A 20903-nucleotide genomic window follows, 5' to 3' on the forward strand; every position below is an offset into this window, starting at 1 on the left:
CCAAGCCTATATCGAGCTGGTTGAAGGAAAACAGCCAAAAGTAACACCAAATACAACCGTTTACGCTGACTTCGTAAAGTGGGAACAGGACATGATGGCGAGCGCGGAAGGCGGGGAGCATCGTTCTTACTGGCAGGAGCAATTGTCAGGGACACTTCCGCAACTGGAGCTCCCTGCCGATCGCCCGCGTTCTTCTGCACCAAGCTTTGAGGGGCAGGTTTTTACGCATGTATTTTCAAGAGAATTGAGTCAGCAGGTGAAGCAGTTCTCCAAGCATTACCGCATGAACCCATCAGTTCTCTTGTTAGGGATATGTAAAGCCTTATTGTATCGTTATACAGGCCAAACAGATGTGATTGTCGGTATGCCGACGATGGGACGTCCAGAAGAGAGATTCGATTCTCTGATCGGCTATTTTGTCAATATGATCCCTATTCGCAGTCAGGTAGCGGGGGAAAAGCCTTTCTCCCAGTTCATTCGGGAATTGCAGCTTACGCTGATTGACGGGATGGATCACGCTGTTTATCCTTTCCCAGCGATGGTTCGCGAGTCGAATATTCCTCGACTTCATGGGAATTCACCCGTATTCGATATCATCTTTACGTACCAAAATTTCCTGCAATCCCAAAACTTGCAGGGATTTTATGATGAATGTCAGAACAAGCTTGCCATCGAATTGATTGAGGGTGTTCATCAAGAGGGTGAGTATGAATTTGAGTTAGAGGTGTTTGAGCAGGAAGCCGAGTTTGTATTGAATTTGAAATACAATCCGCATGTATTTGATCAAGCGACGATACAGCGGATGGCAGGGCATTATCAAAATATCGCAAACGAAGTGATCAAAAATCCTGACATCGCTTTGGATGAGATACCACTTATTTCAGCTGAAGAACGAAACATGCTGCTCGTTGAGTGGAATGCGACTGAAGCGGCATTCCCACAGGCTTTATGCATCCATGATTTGTTCGAGAAGCGAGTCCAACAAACACCAGATGCCGTGGCTGTTGTTTATGAAAACCAGTCACTGACCTACCGTGAACTGGATGAGCGGGTTACTAAGCTGGCGATCTATTTGCAGACAGAGGGAGCAGGTCCTGAAGCTACAGTAGGGATATGTGTCGAACGCTCCCTGGAAATGGTCATCGGTATTTTAGGCATTCTGAAAGCTGGCGCAGCTTATGTTCCATTGGACCCAACCTATTCCACAGAGCGTTTGGCATACATGGTGGAAGACAGCAAAAGTACTTTGGTGCTTACCCAAGCTCGCCTTTTGGACAAGTTATCTTCAGCCGCAGGAGAAAATACGAAATGCTTCGTGTTAGACAGGGATTGGGAAGAAGTTGAGCAGACGGCCCAGCGGCAAAAAACGCTCAACCGGATAGTAAACCCAAGTCATCTAGCTTATGTGATTTATACTTCCGGAAGCACAGGGAAACCCAAAGGGGTCATGGTGACTCATGAAAGTATCATCAACACCCTCTTTTTCCTTGAATCTCGTTATCCCGTTATGGAGAACGATGTTTATCTGCTAAAAACCAACTATGTGTTTGATGTTTCTTTGTCCGAGCTGTTTGGTTGGTTCATTGGTAGAGGACGTCTGGTCATTCTTCCGCCAAATGGGGAGAAGTCACCAGAAATGTTAGCTGAATCGATCGTGAAGCATCGCGTGACTCATGTCAATTTTGTTCCAGCGATGCTGAATGTCTTCGTCAACGGCGTTGGAGAGAATCAGCCATTCCTACAGCATTGTCCGTTAAAATATGTGATGGTTGCAGGTGAAGCCTTTCCGAAAGAGCTGGTGAAAAAGACGGTTGCCACTTTTCCAAAGGCGAAGATCGAAAATATTTACGGACCAACGGAAGCCTCTATTTATGCGGCATGGTTCTCCTGCTCTGAAAATGAACTGGTCAGCAGCAATACACCAATTGGTAGACCTGTCGCAAATACGCGACTTTACATCGTTGATCGGCATATGAATCCCGTGCCAGTTGGTGTGCCAGGAGAGCTTTGTATTGCAGGAAAAGGCTTGGCTCGTGGGTATTTGAATCGCCCAGAGCTGACCGCAGAGAAGTTTGTAGATAACCCGTTTACACCCGGAACCAAATTGTACAAAACAGGTGATGTAACACGCTGGCTCCCTGATGGAACGATTGAGTATTTAGGCCGAATCGATCATCAAGTGAAAATTCGAGGCTTTCGAATTGAATTGGGTGAGATCGAGAGCCAACTCATGGCTCATCCACAGATCCAAAGCGTTGTCGTGTTGGTAAAAGAAGAGGGAGATCATAAACGGTTGGTTGCTTATTTTGTTCCGAAAGCAGGTGCCAACCATGAACAGCTTGAGCCCTCAAAATTACGGGAATATTTGAGAGAGAATTTGCCAGAGTATATGCTCCCGGCATTTTTTGTTTCCATGGATAAAATTCCGTTAACTGCTAATGGAAAAGTGGATCGTACAGAGCTGCTGAGTCAAAAACTGGTGGTCACCCAGGCGAAGAAGCAGAGCCTCCCGCAATCCGATATTGAGCAAAGGACTTTGAAAATTTGGCAGGATATCCTGAATGTAGAGGGGATCAGTACAGAAGATGGCTTTTTCGATGTAGGCGGAGATTCGATTCTCGCTACCATGGTTGTAGCCAAAATGACGGAAGAGTTTCAGTGCGATCTAAACGTGACCACTCTGTTTAAGTACGTTAATATTCGAGAGATTAGCGAATATATCGCAGTAAGGAAAGAGAAGGAATCGGATGAGCAAGCTGATTTGGTCAATCCGAACCAAGCAATGCCGTCTAGCGAAGGACAAGCGGAGGAGGCATATCCTGAATACTATGAGGATAGCATCGCGATCATTGGAATCTCCTGCCACTTCCCGGGAGCGAAAAATCATAGAGAGTTTTGGGAGAATTTACGAAATGGCGTAGAAAGTGTACGTTTCTTCTCTGATGAGGAAATCAATCAATTACACCTGCCCGATGAATTCTTGCAGAATCCGAACTTTATTCCGGTGCAGTCCACGATAGAAGGAAAGGATCATTTCGATCCAGGATTCTTTCATCTTTCAGCAAGAGACGCAGAATTTATGGACCCGCAGTTTCGACTGTTATTGACCCATTCATGGAAAGCATTAGAGGATGCGGGGTATACACCGAAACAGGTTCCGCAGACAGGTGTATTTATGTCGGCGAGCAATAGTTATTATCAAGCGCTCTTGCCGCATTTCACCAAGGAATCACCGAATGTCATGAAAGACCCCAATGAATATGTCTCGTGGGTTTTGGCGCAGGGTGGGACGATTCCCACGATGATTTCTCATAAAATGGGGCTGAAGGGGCCGAGCTTTGCCGTCCATTCAAATTGTTCCTCCTCGCTGGTTGGCTTGCATCTGGCTTATCGCAGTCTGCAATCGGGTGAATCAAAAGTGGCTTTGGTAGGGGGCGCAACTATTTTCCCTACGACTTATACAGGGTATGTCTATCAAGCCGGATTGAACTTTTCCAGTGATGGTCACTGCAAGACGTTCGACGCGTCAGCAGACGGCATGATCGGTGGAGAGGGAGTCGGTGTGGTTGTCCTCAAAAAAGCTACCGATGCTATCAAGGACGGGGATCATATTTATGCCCTCATGAGAGGAATTCGCATCAATAATGATGGGGCAGATAAAGTCGGATTTTATGCGCCAAGTATAAAAGGGCAGGCTGAGGTGATTCAGCAAGTATTAGATGACACCAAGGTTCATCCTGAAACGATTAGCTATATTGAAGCGCATGGAACAGGCACTTATTTAGGAGATCCGATAGAATTTGCGGCGCTCAATGAAGTGTATACAAAATACACATCCAATAAACAGTACTGCGGACTTGGATCGGTGAAAACCAATATTGGCCATCTCGATACAGCCGCAGGGTTAGCGGGCTGCATTAAAGTAGCATTGAGCTTATACCATAATGAGATTCCTCCCTCACTAAACTATGAAAAACCGAATCCGAATATCAATTTGGAGCAGTCGCCGTTTTATGTCGTTGATACGCTCAAAAAATGGGAGGATGCACCTGTTCCCCACAGAGCGGCGTTAAGCTCATTTGGTCTTGGCGGGACGAATGCTCATGCAATTTTTGAACAATGCAAGGTTGGGACAGAAACTAAGCGTGTCAGTGTGAGTGATGCTAACAACCGTCGGGTTTATTTCGTGCCGTTATCAGCCAAAAACGATGATCGTGTTCTGGCGTATGCCCAACAACTCGTTGATTTCCTTAAAGATAATCATGAACGAGTCCATATTGCAGATTTGGCCTATACTCTCCAAATCGGAAGAGAAGCGATGGAGAGCAGGGCTATTTTTATTGTCAAAGGCACTGAGGAACTCATTCAAAAGCTGAGTGACTTTTTGAGTGGAGCCGAACAAACAGCGGGTAGCTTTCAAGGGAACGTAAGGCAAGCAAGCCAAGAAGTTTCTCTATTGAAAAAGAATGGGTCTAATCGTGAGTTATTTACCAAGCTGTTTGCAGAAGACGATGGAGAAAAAGCAGCCGAGCTGTGGAGCAAGGGTCTGGATATTGAGTGGGAAGTCCTGTACAACGATGCAAAGCCGCGTCGCATCAGCTTGCCTACCTATCCATTTGCCGAGGAGTCCTATGGGGTTCCTGGTAATGTGTACAAGGAATCGGGAGTGGCTTCTGTACAGATTTCGCAAATCAATTCAGCTACTCCAACGACAGAAACGCTTCTTCTCCAACCGTGCTGGAACGAACAGGAGATCAGCAAAAAAGCTGGTTCACCTGCTTTTGCAGAGCATCTGGTGATTCTTTGTGAATGGGCAGAGGAATTCAGTACACGTATCGAATCGGAAATGAACGGAGTGCGCTGCCTGGTCTTACAAACACAATCGCACGAGGAAAGTATCGCAGAACGGTTCCATGCCTACACCTTCCAGATATTCACGGAAATTCAGCGAATCCTTGCCAATAAACCAAAGGGAAAAGTTCTGCTTCAGCTTGTTGTGCCTGCCAAAGAGGAGCAGCAATGCTTCTCCGCCCTCGCTGGTTTGCTGAAAACGGCGCACTTGGAGAATCCCAAGCTGATTGGACAGTTGATTGAAGTGCAAGCAGAGGACAATCCAGCGGAATTGGTCCATAAGCTGCAACTAAACAGCACCGATGAGAACAGTAAGCATATTCGTTATCAGGATGGCAAGCGGTGGGTGAGCGGCTGGAAAGAAATGAAAGCTTCTGGGCAAGCCGAGCATGTTTGGAAAGATGACGGGGTCTATCTGATTACGGGCGGTGCAGGCGGATTAGGCATGATTTTTGCCGAGGAAATCGCTCAGCGAACGAAGGGAGCGACAGTAATTATTACGGGTCGTTCTCCCTTGGATGAAGAAAAGACAGCCAAATGCAATGAATGGATAGCACTAGGAGCCAATATTCAATATCGTCAGGCTGACATCACACAAAAGCAGGCGGCAGAAGACTTATTCCAAGCCATCAAGCATGAATTTGGCAACGTTACTGGCATTATTCATAGTGCGGGAGTCATTCGCGACAGTTTCATCATTAGAAAAACAGCGGATGAACTGGAACAAGTGCTGGCGCCAAAAGTTTCTGGACTGGCGCATCTCGATGAAGCAAGCAAGGATATGGCGCTCGATTTCTTTATTCTTTTCTCTTCTGGTGTGGGGTGCTTCGGTAATGCGGGGCAAGCCGATTATGCTGCTGCCAATGCCTTTATGGATCAATACGCCAAGTATCGCAGTCGTTTGGTGAAGACAGGCGAAAGACAAGGCCAAACACTCTCCATCAATTGGCCGCTGTGGAAAGATGGCGGTATGCGTGTTGATGAAGCGACAGAGAAGATCATGGAGGCCAGAGGCATGATCGCGATGCCGACTGCAAGCGGCATACAGGCGCTGTATCAAGGGGTGGCTTCCGGCGCTGTACAGATGCTGGTTATCGAAGGCAATCTGCCAACACTCAAGGAACAGTTGCTAGGTACTCCTGTCGTGTCACAGCTCGATTCTGCGCCGATGCAAGATACGAAGCTGTCAGTCGATGCTGGCGTGTTAAAAGAGAAAACACTGTATCAGCTAAAAGTGATGTTCGGTCAAGAGACGAGACTGGGAGCAGGAAAAATCGCTGTCGATGAACCGTTCGAAGTATACGGAATCGATTCAATTATGGTGATCCAGCTGAATAAAAAGCTAGGTGATGTCTTTAGCGAATTGTCCAAGACCGTCTTGTATGAATATCAGACTCTTGACACCCTTGCAGATTATCTCGTCGCGGATCATAGGCAGGAATGCATGAAGTGGACGGGGCTTGATCGTCAGGGTGCGGTCAATCGCGGAACATCAACATCACTCGTGCGTAACGACCGCGAAACATCCGGTTATGAACCGACTCGCAGTGCAGCCGTGCAATCAGGAAAGCAGATAGCGCGGGAGCCGATTGCCATAATCGGCATGAGCGGACGTTATCCAAAAGCGCGATCGCTGCACGAGTATTGGGAGAATCTAAAATCTGGAAAGGATTGCATCACAGAAATTCCGGAAGAGCGCTGGTCACTGGATGGCTTTTTCGAGCCTGATCCGGACAAAGCTGTGGCAGAAGGAAAAAGCTATGGCAAATGGGGCGGCTTTGTAGACGGGTTCGCTGACTTTGACCCTCTCTTTTTCAATATGTCCCCGTGGGAAGCGATGCATTTCGATCCACAGGAACGTTTGTTTATGGAGTCTTGCTGGGAAGTGCTGGAGGATGCTGGTTATACGAGACAACAGCTTGCGGAAAAGTACAATCGACGGGTCGGAGTTTTTGGAGGGATTACAAAAACGGGGTTCAGTTTGTATGGACCTGATTTATGGAAGCAGGGTGAATTGATTTACCCGCACACCTCGTTTAGCTCCCTGACGAATCGTGTTTCCTATTTCCTCAATCTCCAAGGTCCGAGTATGCCGATTGATACGATGTGCTCCGCTTCGCTCACAGCCATTCATGAGGCGTGCGAGCATTTGTATAACGGGGATTGTGAACTGGCGATTGCTGGCGGAGTAAATCTGTATCTGCATCCTTCCAGCTATGTCTTCTTGTCAGCGCTGCATATGCTTTCGGTAGATGGACAATGCAAAAGCTTTGGGCAAGGCGGAAACGGTTTTGTACCAGGTGAAGGCGTAGGTACAGTACTGCTCAAACCACTGTCGAAAGCCGTTGCGGATGGCGACCATATCTATGGATTGATTCGTGGTACCAGTGTGAATCACGGCGGAAAAACCAATGGCTATACGGTACCGAATCCAACTGCTCAAGGAGAGCTGATTCGCCAAGCATTGGATAAGGCAGGCGTTCATGCCAAAACGGTTAGCTATATCGAAGCGCATGGAACAGGCACGGAGCTTGGCGATCCGATTGAAATTACGGGTCTCATCCAAGCCTTCCGCAAGGATACGCAGGATACGGGATTTTGTGCGATTGGCTCCGTTAAATCCAATATTGGTCACTTGGAAGCGGCGGCTGGAATAGCAGGAGTGGCAAAAATATTGCTGCAAATGAAGCATCAGCAGCTAGTCCCAAGCCTGCATGCAAAAGAGCTCAATCCGAATATTCCGTTCGCGAAAACGCCTTTTGTCGTTCAGCAGGAATTGGCTGAATGGAAGCGACCGCTTATTGAAGTGAATGGCGAAAGAAGAGAATTCCCGCGAATTGCCGGAATTTCTTCTTTTGGTGCAGGAGGGTCCAATGCACACGTTGTGATTGAGGAATATATTCCTGAGGTCAAGGAGAGTCCGTCGTTTACGGTCAGTCCGCAAAATCCGGCGATCATCGTCCTGTCGGCGAAGAATAAGGAGCGTCTCGTCGAACAAGTGCAGAGACTGTTAGCGTCTATTGAGGAGCAATCATTTACAGATGTGGATCTGGCTGATATTGCGTATACGCTGCAAGTGGGACGCGAGGCAATGGAAGAACGCCTGGCACTGATGGCGAGCTCGCTTTCAGAGTTGGTAGAGAAGTTGCAAAGCTTTCTTGCAGGTGATGACAACATTGCCGACCTTTATCGTGGTCAGGTAAAGCGCAGCAGAGAAACAGCAGACATTTTCGCAGGCGATGAAGAATTGCAAGAAGCGATTGAAAAATGGATGCAACGCAAAAAATTCTCCAAGCTTCTCGATTTCTGGGTGAAGGGCTTGAATATTGACTGGAATAAGCTTTATGGCGAGAACAAGCCTCGTCGGATCAGCTTGCCTGCCTATCCTTTTGCCAGAGAGCATTACTGGCTGCCCAAACCGAAGACACAGCCGTCCACTCACACACAAGGCACGCTTGGAATGACTGCTTCCCTGCATCCTTTGCTGCATCAAAATACTTCGGATCTTTGTGAGCAAAGATTCAGCTCTACTTTTGATGGTCAGGAATTCTTTCTATCGGATCATGTTGTAAAAGGAAAGAGAATCCTGCCTGGGGTTGCTTATCTGGAGATGGCTCGAGCTGCTGCGGATCTAGCAGCGGGAGCGTTGGAAGACGAGCAATACGCGATGGAGCTGAAAAATGTCGTATGGGCGCAACCGATTGTGGTGGAAGAAAAGCCTGTTCAGGTACACATCGGTATTTATCCTGAGGATAACGGCGACCTTCACTACGAAATATACAGCGAACCGCAAGTAGACCAGGCTGAATCTGTGGTACACAGTCAAGGGAGTGTGGTGTTTGCAGGGATCACCGCTGCACCCACGCACAATCTCGATGCGCTCAAAGCCCAATGCAGCTATCGCACGCTTCATGCCAGTGAGTGTTATGAAGCCTTTCAAACAATGGGACTTGTCTATGGGCCAGCTCAGCAAGGAATCGAGCATGTGTACGTCGGAGAGGGACAAGTATTGGCCAAATTAGCCATGCCTTCCAAGGTTGCCGATACGCAAGGAGAATTCGTCTTGCATCCGAGCATGCTGGATTCGGCCTTACAATCCTCTATCGGATTATTGCTTGGCACAGGCGATACAGCGAGTCTGAAGCCAATTCTGCCATTTGCACTGGAGAAGCTGAGCATTTTTAGCCAAACCTCTTCCCAGATGTGGGTATGGATTCGGCAGGCTGGCGGCAATAGGACGGGAGAAAAGGTACAGAAAGTAGATATTGATTTGTGTGACGACCGAGGAACGGTTTGTGTGCGTATGCAGGGCTTCTCGGCAAGAGTGCTGGAAGGCGAAGTAGAGGCGATGGATTCTAAAGGGAAGCTCGGAACGCTGCTGGTTCATCCCGAGTGGAAGGAACGAGCGGTTGTGAGCAACACCGAAGTCCCTGACTATACACAGCGAGTCGTGATAATGGTAGAACCGGATCGTGTTTCTTGGAACAATCTCCAAGCCTACTTGAATGGAGTCCGTTGCATTCCTTTGCGCTCCCCGCAAGAAGGCATTGCCGAGCGTTTCATTGATTATACGACGCAGGTAGTTGAGGAAATTCAAGGGATTTTCAAGCAAAAAGTACGCGGCAAGGTATTGGTTCAGATTGTCGTTCCCGTGCAAGCAGAACAGCCGTCTTTCACCGCTTTTTCTGGACTCATGAAAACGGCGAAATTGGAGAACCCCAACCTGATTGGACAGGTAATAGAGGTAGAATCGGGCGACGACGATTTCGAGATTGCGAAAAAAATAAATGAAAATGCACGCTGCCCATTGGATGTTCAGATTCGATATCAATCTGGAAAGAGATATGTAGCAGAGTGGGTAGAGCTGGATGCTCCACAAGAGACGAGCATTCCGTGGAAAGACGGTGGGGTTTATCTCATCACTGGAGGGGCAGGCGGGCTGGGTTATATTTTTGCCAACGAAATTGTACAGAAGGTTCAACAGGCGAACCTGATTCTGACAGGACGTTCCCCATTGGATCAAGAGAAGCAAGGGAAGCTCCATGACTTGAAAAGATATGGAGCAAGAGTTGAATACCGCCAAGTTGATGTGACGCAGAAACAGGAAATGGCAGAGTTGATCCGCACGATTCAACAGGAATATGGACGACTTCATGGCGTTATTCATAGTGCTGGCGTGCTTCGTGACAGTTATATCCTCAAGAAAAACAGGGAGGAAGTCCAAGCGGTTCTCCATCCGAAGGTTACGGGTCTCATCAATCTGGATGAAGCCAGCAAAGATGTAGAACTGGATTTCCTGGTGCTGTTTTCCTCGGTGGCTGGCAGCTTGGGGAATATCGGACAGGCTGATTATGCGTGCGCCAATGCCTTTATGGACGGGTTTGCCCACTATCGCAATGGAATGGTTGCGTTACAGCAACGTCATGGACAGACATTGTCCATGAATTGGCCGTTGTGGAAAGAGGGCGGAATGCAGGCTGATGCAGAGGCAGGTGACATGTTGGAGCATAGCAGGGGAGTAGTCGCTATGCAGACTTCGACGGGTATAGTAGCTATGTATCAGGGCTTAGCCTCCGGCAAAGCTCAGGTCATGGTGATGGAAGGCGATCTGGCAAAGCTCAAGCAAACACTGCTTTTGCAAACACCAGTCAACAGTTCTCAAACGAAGCATTCGGTATCAGTGGATACTAGCAGTCTGTTACAAAAAGTGGAATTTGCTTTGATGCAAACCGTGTCGGAGCTGCTTCAGGTTCCTACCACGGATATTGATGTCAGAGTGGAGCTGTCTGAACTCGGATTTAATCAGGTTTTACTAACTGAATTCGCCAACAAGCTTAGTCAGCAATATCACATTGGGCTGAGTCCGACTGCATTCGTGGAGTATCCGACGCTTCAGCAGCTTGCATCTTATTTACTGGAAGAGTCTGAAGACATGCTGGTAAAACAGATACAGCCAGTTGAAACGATCACACCAACCAAGGTAGAGCAAAATGAAAAACAAGCGACTACCAGTGTAGAACAAAACGTTCTTCTCGAGAAAGCGACTCATTTTGTGAAAAAGGAATTTGCCGAGGTGCTGCAACTGCCTGTGAATCGAATCGAAGAAGATGCCTCGATGGAGACATACGGAATTGATTCGATTCTATCCATGAAATTAACCAACCAATTAGAGAAAAGCTTTGGCTCACTGCCGAAAACGTTATTTTTTGAGTATCAAACGATTCAAGAATTGATTGGATATTTCTTGGATTCCTATCGAGACAAATTCATTGAAATCTTGGGTCTGAAGGAACAGCAGGAAGCAGTTGTTACCCCAGAAACAGCATCCGTGACAAAAGAGGAAAACACGTCGAAAAGGCAAAGGAACAGCCATCGCGGAAGAAGTCGCAAAGGCTCACGGTTCATTTCGGCTCAGAAGGAAACTCAACCAGCCAAAGGTGCTTTGGACATTGCGATCATTGGGGTTTCTGGACGTTATCCGAAAGCGCGGAATACGCAAGAGTTCTGGAACAATCTGCGCGATGGAAAGGATTGCATAACGGAGATCCCCAAAGAGCGCTGGAACCACAATCTGTATTTTGATGAGGATAAGAACAAACGGGGGAAAACCTACAGCAAATGGGGCGGATTCATAGATGGTGTTGATCAATTCGATCCGCTGTTCTTCAATATTTCGCCTCTGGAAGCAGAAATCATGGACCCGCAGGAACGTTTATTCCTGGAGTGTGTATATGAAACCTTAGAGGATGCGGGCTATACCCGTGAATCTCTCAGATCGTCTCAAGGGTTCGGACATGGCGGTAATGTCGGTGTTTACGTAGGTATCATGTATGAAGAGTATCAGCTGTATGGTGCGCAGGAAACCATGATGGGCAGACCAATGGCCCTTGGCGGAAGCTTCTCATCTGTAGCGAACCGTGTTTCTTATTTCTTTAATTTCCATGGTCCTAGCGTAGCCGTTGATACCATGTGTTCCTCCTCGCTAACGGGCATCCATTTTGCCTGCCAAAGCTTGCTGCGCGGTGAATGCGAGGTTGCGATTGCGGGTGGTGTCAATGTTTCCATTCACCCAAATAAATATTTGATGCTCGGACAGGGAAAATTTGCTTCCAGCAAGGGACGATGCGAAAGCTTTGGACTTGGCGGTGACGGCTATGTGCCTGGAGAGGGTGTCGGAGCAGTACTGCTTAAGCCTCTGGCGAAAGCGATTGCCGATGGAGATCAAATTTACGGTGTGATAAAAGGAAGCGCCATTAACCATGGCGGCAAAACAAATGGCTACACCGTACCAAATCCGAATGCACAAGCGAGTGTAATTGGACGTGCCTTGAAGGAGGCAGGAATTGATCCACGGACGATTAGTTATGTGGAAGCTCACGGTACAGGTACTTCTTTAGGAGATCCCATAGAGATCGCAGGCTTGACCAAAGCCTTTCAGGCGTACACAACAGACAAGCAATTCTGCTCAATTGGATCAGCGAAGTCCAATATCGGGCATTGTGAGAGTGCAGCGGGAATTGCCGGGATAACGAAGATCCTGTTGCAGCTCAAACACGGACAACTAGCACCGTCCTTGCATGCCGAGGTGCTAAACCCGAATATTGATTTCAGCACGACTCCGTTTGTCGTACAGCAAGAGCTGGCGGAGTGGAAACGTCCTGTTATTGACGGTCAGGAAATTCCAAGACGCTCCGGTGTGAGCAGCTTTGGTGCGGGTGGCTCGAATGCCCATGTCGTTATTGAAGAATACATTCCAGAATATGAGAAACGTCCTGCGATCCAAGTAAGTCAGGCGAATCCAGCGATCATTCTATTGTCAGCGAGGAACGAAAGCCAGCTTCACGAACAGGCACAGCGTTTATTAGCTGCGATCAAGGATCAGTCCATTTCTGACCTGGATTTAGCAGATATTGCTTACACGCTTCAAATTGGGCGAGAAGCCATGGAAGAGCGCCTGGCTGTGATGACAAGCTCCATTCAAGAGCTTCAGGAAAAGCTGACGCAATTTGTAGATGGACAGGAAAGCATCACAGATGTTTTCCGAGGACAGGTGAAAGGCAATAAAAAGACAATCGCCGTGTTTGAAGCGGATGAAGATTTGCAAAAGGCAATCGATGCTTGGATAAGCAAACGAAAATACGCCAAGCTCCTTGATCTGTGGGTAAGTGGAGGGGTGGTTGATTGGCAAAAGCTTTATAGTGAGAAGAAACCTCGTCGCATTAGCTTGCCTACGTATCCTTTTGCAAGAGAACGTTATTGGATTCCTCAGATGGATACGCAATTTGCGCGCGAAGTGGCGGCAGCATCAGAAGGGACGCTTTTCCTTCACCCATTGCTTCAGAAAAACACTTCTGAATTGTTGGAACAGCGGTATAGCTCTACCTTCCGTGGACAGGAATTTTTCTTGGTCGATCATGTTGTGAATGGACAGCAGCTCTTACCGGGTGTCGCCTATCTCGAAATGGCACGCGAGGCAATCGATCAGTCAGCGGGAGCCTTGAAAGCGGGACAGAATGGCATGACGCTCAAAAATATTGTGTGGGCCAAGCCAATTGCTGTCGATGATCAACCAGTCGATGTCCATATTGGTCTTCAGCTGGAAGGCAGTGGAGAGATTGGCTATCGAATCTACAGCGAGCATGAAGGGAATGAAGCAGAGGAGATTGTGCATAGTCAAGGAAGTGTCGTATTGCATTCGCTTGTCGAGACGCCAACGCTTGATCTCGCTATGCTACAAGCCGCGTGCAGCCATAGCATTTTGAGTGGCAGCCAATGCTATGAGATCTATAAAGCAATGGGAATCCAGTATGGTCCATCGCTGCAAGGAATCGAGCAAGTTCATAAGGGCATGGAGCAGGTCTTGGCAAAGCTGTCTTTACCTTTCGCTGTTTTGGGGACAGAAGAACCGTTTGTGCTGCACCCAAGTATGATGGATTCGGCTTTGCAGGCAGCGATTGGTTTATTTATGGGGGCAGATGACTGGAGTCTCACTCACCAGCTTGATTCGTTAAAGCCAATCTTGCCTTTTGCGCTGGATGAGCTGGAAATCTTCAGTCCATGCACGCCGCAGATGTGGGCGTATATTCGCTACAGTGATGGCAGCAACGCTTCTGATCATGTACAAAAGCTCGATATTGACTTATGTGACGAGCACGGAAATATTTGCGTCAGAATGAAGCGATTTTCCTCTCGCAGGCTTGACGGTAAAGCGGTAGACTTCGAAGCTACAGACGGACAAGGAATGTTGATGGTTCATCCTTGCTGGAAGGAACAAGCAGGTGTACAAGCAACGGAGATTCCTGCCTATGCACAGCATATCGTGTTGATGGCGGAAGGTTTTGAAACGTCGCTTGCCAGCATATCTGCACAGATGAACGAAGTGCGCTTGATTCCTTTGCAAACCCAACAGGATAGCATTGCCGACAGGTTCGAGGCCTATGCTACCCAAGTATTTTTGGAAATCCAAAGCCTCTTCCAACAAAAGATACTTGGCAAAGTGTTAGTGCAGGTCGTCGTTCCTGACAAAGCGGAGCAATCATACGTAAGCGGACTTTCTGGCTTGTTGAAAACAGCCCAGCAGGAGAATCCAAATCTAATCGGCCAATTCATTGAAATAAACACAGGAGAACAAGCAGCAGAAATCGTAAACAAGCTGCAAGAGAATGCCTGCCATCCTATGGATGACCGAATTCGCTATCAAGCGGGCAAACGCTATGTACTGGGCTGGTGCGAAACCAAGCCATTGCATGATGAGGTCACCATTCCGTGGAAAGATCAAGGAACCTATCTGATTACGGGCGGAGCAGGCGGTTTAGGATTGATTTTCGCAAGGGAAATCGCGAGTCAAGCGAAACAAGCAACCGTAATTCTCACCGGACGTTCTCCCTTGCCAGAAGATAAACAAGCGATGCTTCATGAATGGCAAAGGTCAGGGGCAACGGTTGTCTACCGTCAAGTTGATGTGACGGACAAGCAGGAAGTAGTCCAGCTCATCCAAAGTATTCAACAGGATTTCGGAGGTCTTCACGGCATCATCCATAGCGCGGGCGTCGTTCGAGATAACTTCATCCTTAAGAAAACGACAGAAGAATGGAACCAAGTGGTTGCGTCAAAAGTGGCCGGTCTTACGAATTTGGATGAGGCAAGTAAAGATCAGCCTCTCGATTTCTTCGTCCTCTTTTCTTCGATCGCAGGAAGTATAGGAAATAGTGGTCAGGCAGACTATGCTTGCGCGAATGCCTTTATGGATGGCTATGCAAAATATCGGAATGAACGCGTGCAGGCAAAGCAACGTCAGGGTCAAACAATCTCTATCAACTGGCCGCTCTGGAAAGAGGGCGGGATGCAAGTAGATGAAGCAGTTGAGGAGATGGTGAAACAAAGGGTCGGAATGATCGCCTTGCAGACCGCGACGGGTATTCGCGCTTTTTATGAAGCCGTAGCTACTCGAAAAGATCAGGTGATGGTAATGGAAGGAGATTTACAACGCCTCCAAGCAGCAGTGGTGGGAAGACCGAAAACAACAGAACAGGAAGTCAAAGCTTCTGCCGTCATACAACCAACAAATCATCATTTGCCAAAGGAAAAAGCGATCTATTATTTCAAAAAGCTGGTCTCTTCCGTGATCAAGCTGCCAATCGACCGAATCGAAGCAGACGCCTTGTTGGAAAAGTACGGAATTGATTCGATTATGGTCATGCAATTGACAAATGAATTAGAAAAAACGTTTGGTTCGTTATCGAAAACATTATTTTTCGAATATCAAACCATCGAAGAAATTGCGAAATACTTCCTGGCATCGCATCGAGAGCAAATGATGAGTATCCTTGGCATGGATCAGACAGAAGCACCGACGGCATCCCCTGTTAAAAAGTCGAGCGTTGAACCGGCGATCCACAACCGCAGGAGCAGAGGCTACGTGTTGAAGGAAACGACGAGAGAAACCAAACCAGCAAATGACGCCTTAGACATTGCGATAATTGGGGTCTCCGGTCGTTACCCAAAAGCGAGAAATATGAGTGAGTTCTGGCGTAACCTGCGTGATGGCAAGGATTGTGTCACAGAAATTCCCGAAGAGCGCTGGGATCACAGCCAGTTCTTTGATGCAGATAAGAAAAAGCAAGGAAAAACCTACAGCAAGTGGGGAGGCTTCTTGGACGGTGTTGATCAATTTGACCCGTTATTTTTCAATATCACACCAAGAGAGGCTGAAATCATGGACCCGCAAGAGCGTTTGTTCTTGGAGTGCGTCTACGAGACTTTAGAGGATGCTGGGTACACTCGTGAATCTCTAAGCTCGACACCTGGCATGGGCCTAGGTGGTAATGTCGGGGTTTATGTCGGAGTCATGTACGAAGAATACCAGCTCTATGGAGCTCAGGAAACGATGCTCGGCAGACCGATGGCGCTGGCAGGAAGTCCAGCCTCCATTGCGAATCGGGTTTCTTATTTCTGCAACTTCCATGGACCTAGCATGGCGGTCGATACGATGTGTTCCTCTTCCCTGACAACCATTCATTTGGCTTGCCAAAGCTTACAGCAAGGGGAATGCGAGGCTGCTATCGCAGGTGGTGTCAATATTTCCATTCACCCCAATAAATACTTGATGCTTGGACAAGGCAAATTCGCATCCAGCAAAGGACGATGCGAAAGCTTTGGCATTGGCGGAGACGGGTATGTACCTGGCGAGGGTGTTGGGGCAGTCCTGCTCAAACCACTGGCGAAAGCGATTGCCGATGGAGATCAAATTTATGGTGTGATAAAAGGAACCGCGGTTAACCATGGAGGAAAAACGAATGGATACAATGTACCTAGCCCGAATGCTCAAGCTCGGGTTATTGGACGTGCTTTCCAAAAAGCCGGAATCGATCCACGGACGATCAGCTATCTGGAGGCACACGGTACGGGGACTTCTTTAGGCGATCCCATTGAAATTACGGGCTTAACGAAGGCTTTCCAAGCGTATACAAATGACACGCAGTTTTGTGCCATTGGATCGGCGAAGTCCAACATCGGGCATTGTGAAAGTGCAGCGGGCATTGCTGGGGTGACGAAGGTGCTGTTACAGCTCAAGCATGGACAATTAGCGCCATCCCTACATGCAGAAGTGCTCAACCCGAATATTGATTTCAGCATGACGCCGTTTGTTGTTCAGCAAGAGCTGGCGGAGTGGAAACGCCCTGTCATTGACGGACGGGAAGTTCCACGACGTGCCGGTGTGAGCAGTTTTGGTGCGGGCGGATCGAATGCCCATGTAGTAATTGAAGAATACATTCCAAAAACGCAAGAGCAGCCTATTGTAATGGCAAGTCCGCAAAATCCTGCGTTGATTCTCTTGTCGGCCAAGAATGAAGAGCAGCTTCAGCAACGGGTGCAACGACTGCTTGGAGCCATTGCGGAACAGGGATTGTCTGATACGGATTTAGCTGAAATGGCGTATACCCTGCAAGTGGGACGAGAAGCGATGGAAGAACGGTTGGCTGTGATTGCGGGCTCGATGATTGAACTTGAAGAGAAATTGAAGCAATTCATAGGAAAACAGAAGCACATTGAAGACCTGTACTACGGACAGGTAAAACGTCATAAAGACACCTTGGCAATCTTTGCAGCAGATGATGATATGCCGCAAATGATTGATTCCTGGATGAACAAAGGAAAATACGGCAAATTGCTGGACGTTTGGGTCAAAGGCCTGAACATTGACTGGAGCAGCTTGTATGGTGAGAGAAAGCCTCGCCGGATTAGTCTTCCAACCTATCCGTTTAGCAGAGAAGCTTATTGGGTGCCTGGTGGATATACATCATTTACAGGTGAAGCGTCCCTATCCACATATGAGCCAGACATGCGAATTATGAAAAAGCAATGGAAGGCTTGCCTAGCGATGCCAACTAAAGTAACTCATCGAACGATAGGTATTTTCACAACAGATGAAACGAAGCATTTGGCGCTTCAGCTGTCCAACCATTTCGCTAAGAGTGAAATCTTAGAGCTGAACGAGCTCGAATCACGATTCCTTCAAGATGAGACGGAGTGGAAAAACTATGATGGCATCGTAGATTTGGTCGGTTGTGGACATCAGCAGACTGATTTGCTGGCTTGGATTCCATGGCTGCAACAGCTCATTGAGAATGGTCATAAGGAAGGCTTGAAGCTATTGGGTGTGACAAAAGGCTTGGAATCCTTCCAGAATGACTCTGTCAATTTGGCGGGTGCCTCACGCGTTGGTTTGTACCGCATGCTGCAAAGTGAATACAAGCATCTGCAATCACGTCATGTGGATTTGGAGCCATTGGCTGATGGAGAAGAACTTGCGCAAAGGATTGCAGCAGAGTTTCTCATTGATGATCAGGAAACAGAGGTTTGCTATCGATCGGGTGAGCGTTATAGCGCTTATCTTCAGGAAGAGCTGGTGGCAAACAGTCAGGAGCCAGCGCTTGTTTTCCCTGAGAACCATGTTCTATTGATCACGGGCGGTACACGAGGACTTGGGTATTTATGCGCCAACCATTTTGTAGAGCATTATGGCGTCAAAAAACTGGTGCTCACAGGGCGAGAAAGTCTGCCGCCCCGCGAGCAATGGGGAGCCTATGAAACGCAAAGCACTTCCGCAGCAAAGAAAATTCGGGCAATACAAGCTTTGGAAGCGCAAGGCGTACAGGTTGAAGTCCTATCTGTATCCTTATCCGATGAAGAGGCTTGGCAACAGCATTTGCACGAGTTGAAACAAACGATGGGGCCTATTGGCGGGGTGATCCATTGCGCTGGTTTTAGCGATGATCAAAATCCTGCGTTTATTCGCAAATCGACGGATGGAATTCGGCAGGTATTACAACCGAAAATGGCTGGGCTGCATACGCTATACGAACTCTGCAAGGACGAGCCTTTACAGTTCTTCGTTCTCTTTTCATCTGCTTCGGCAGTCATTCCATCCTTGGCAGCGGGACAGAGTGATTACGCGTTAGCCAATGCCTATATGGATTATTTTGCAGAGGCACATGCTGATTCTTGCCCGATCGTCAGCATTCAGTGGCCGAGCTGGAAGGAAACAGGGATCGGTGCAGTTACGACCAAAGCCTATCAGCAAACAGGACTCGCACACATCACTGACGAGCAAGGACTGCGATTACTGGATCACATTCTTTTGCAAAAGATGGGCCCTGTCGTGTTCCCGGCAGCCATCAACCAAGAGCTGTGGGAACCCCATCAGTTAATGCAACACAAAAAGAAAGAAGCTTCTGGTGCGAACCTGTCGCCGCATCGTCCACCAGCAGCCAAGCCGACGCAAAGCTCAGTGGATCTTGTGAAGACAGCGCAAACAAGACTGATTGAGCTGTTTGCGAAAGAGCTGAAAATAGATCCTGCCAGACTGGAGATAGACAAAGAGTTTCCAGACTATGGGATCGATTCGGTGCTACTGGCCCAAGTCATCAATGAGATCAGTAAATGGTTGGGCAAGGACTTGGACCCGACGATTTTATATGAATATCCCACCATCGAAACACTTGCAGAATGGCTAACCAGCAATCACGGCGATTCCATCGCTGACGAACTGACGCTGGCTTCACCTGAAAGGAGCGACGATCCGAAGAGTCAGCCCATCCGTAAGGAGACTGTGAAAAGTCAGATGGTGAGTAGTCAGGCTACTGCATATAGTCAGGCAAATCCGTCTGACATCGCAGTAGTGGGGCTCTCTTGCCGTTTTCCGGGTGCTCGTAGCGTGGAAGAATACTGGAATTTGTTAGCAGAGGGTCGTTCAGCCATTGGAGCTGTACCCAAGGAACGCTGGGGTTATGAAAATTCCTATCATGCAGGACTTCTGGACAACATTACTGCTTTTGATCCTTCTTACTTCCTGATCGCAAAAGAAGATGCCAAGGCCATGGACCCGCAAGCCTTATTGGTATTGGAGGAAAGTCTTTACCTATGGCATCAGGCAGGATACACATCGAAGGACATCAAGGGAAAATCGGTAGGCGTCTACATCGGGGCAAGAAGTAATCATCGCCCAAGTGAAGAGCATCTTCATCAAACACAAAACCCGATTATGACCGTGGGACAAAACTATTTGGCCACAAATATTTCCCAGTACTTCGATCTTAGAGGTCCGAGTATGGTCATTGATACCGCATGCTCTTCGGCCTTGGTCGGGATGAATATGGCGATTCACTCCCTTCGTAGTGGAGAGATTGAGGCTGCTATCGTCGGCGGAGTTAACGTGTTAAACGGTGATGAAGCGCATCGGATGTTCCATCAAAGAGGAATTTTAAGCGAAGAGCCAGCCTTCCATATTTTTGACAGGCGTGCGGGCGGCCTCGTATTGGGAGAAGGCGTAGGAATGGTTCTATTGAAGACCGTGGAGCAAGCACTGGCTGATGGTGATGAAATACATGCCGTCATCAAGGGAGTAGCGGTCAACAATGATGGACGAACGGCAGGTCCTGCCACCCCGAATTTGCAAGCCCAAAAAGAGGTTATGCTGTCGGCACTGGCAAAAGCTGGCGTGAAGCCGGAACAAATCAGCTATATAGAAGCAAACGGCTCGGGTTCAGAGGTTACAGATTTACTTGAACTCAAAGCCATTCAGTCTGTCTATCGCTCATCTCATAAGGCGGCCTGCGGATTAGGGTCGATTAAGCCAAACATCGGTCATCCATTATGTGCAGAAGGGATTGCCAGTTTGATAAAAGTCGTGCTGATGCTCAAACACCAACAATTGGTTCCGTTCCTTTCAGGACAAGAGCCGATGACCCATTTCCATATGGAGTCAACGCCTTTTTATTTTCAGCGACAGCTTTCTGAATGGAACGATTCGCCCAGAATAGCTGCGATTAATTGTTTTGCAGATGGGGGAACCAACGCCAACGTCGTTTTACAATCCTGGGAGGAGCCAGTTTCACGTCCGAACAAACGACATTCGATTGCACCTCCGACGTTAAACCGAATGGACGTCTACCGTGAAGAGACAGGTCGTTCAACAAAAACACTGACATATCTGAGCCAGAAACCCAACCGTACGATCAGTATTTGGAAGCGGCAAATAGTGGAGGGATAAA

The 20903-nt window shown here is 48.0% G+C and carries 1 protein-coding gene (only partly in view); it reads left to right on the forward strand.

Translation table 11 applies throughout. The annotated features are described in order from the left end of the window. On the forward strand, nucleotides 1–20902 hold the 3' portion of the coding sequence (locus tag C7R94_RS16070; RefSeq protein ID WP_106782778.1) for a non-ribosomal peptide synthetase. It extends 536 nt beyond the left edge of the window; the window shows 20902 of its 21438 coding nt (coding positions 537–21438); the start codon falls outside the window, past its left edge; the stop codon is at nucleotides 20900–20902. Nucleotide 20903: the final 1 nt, after the last annotated feature.

It is taken from the genome of Brevibacillus sp. NRRL NRS-603, from assembly GCF_003013445.1.
In the GTDB taxonomy this organism is placed as follows: domain Bacteria; phylum Bacillota; class Bacilli; order Brevibacillales; family Brevibacillaceae; genus Brevibacillus; species Brevibacillus formosus.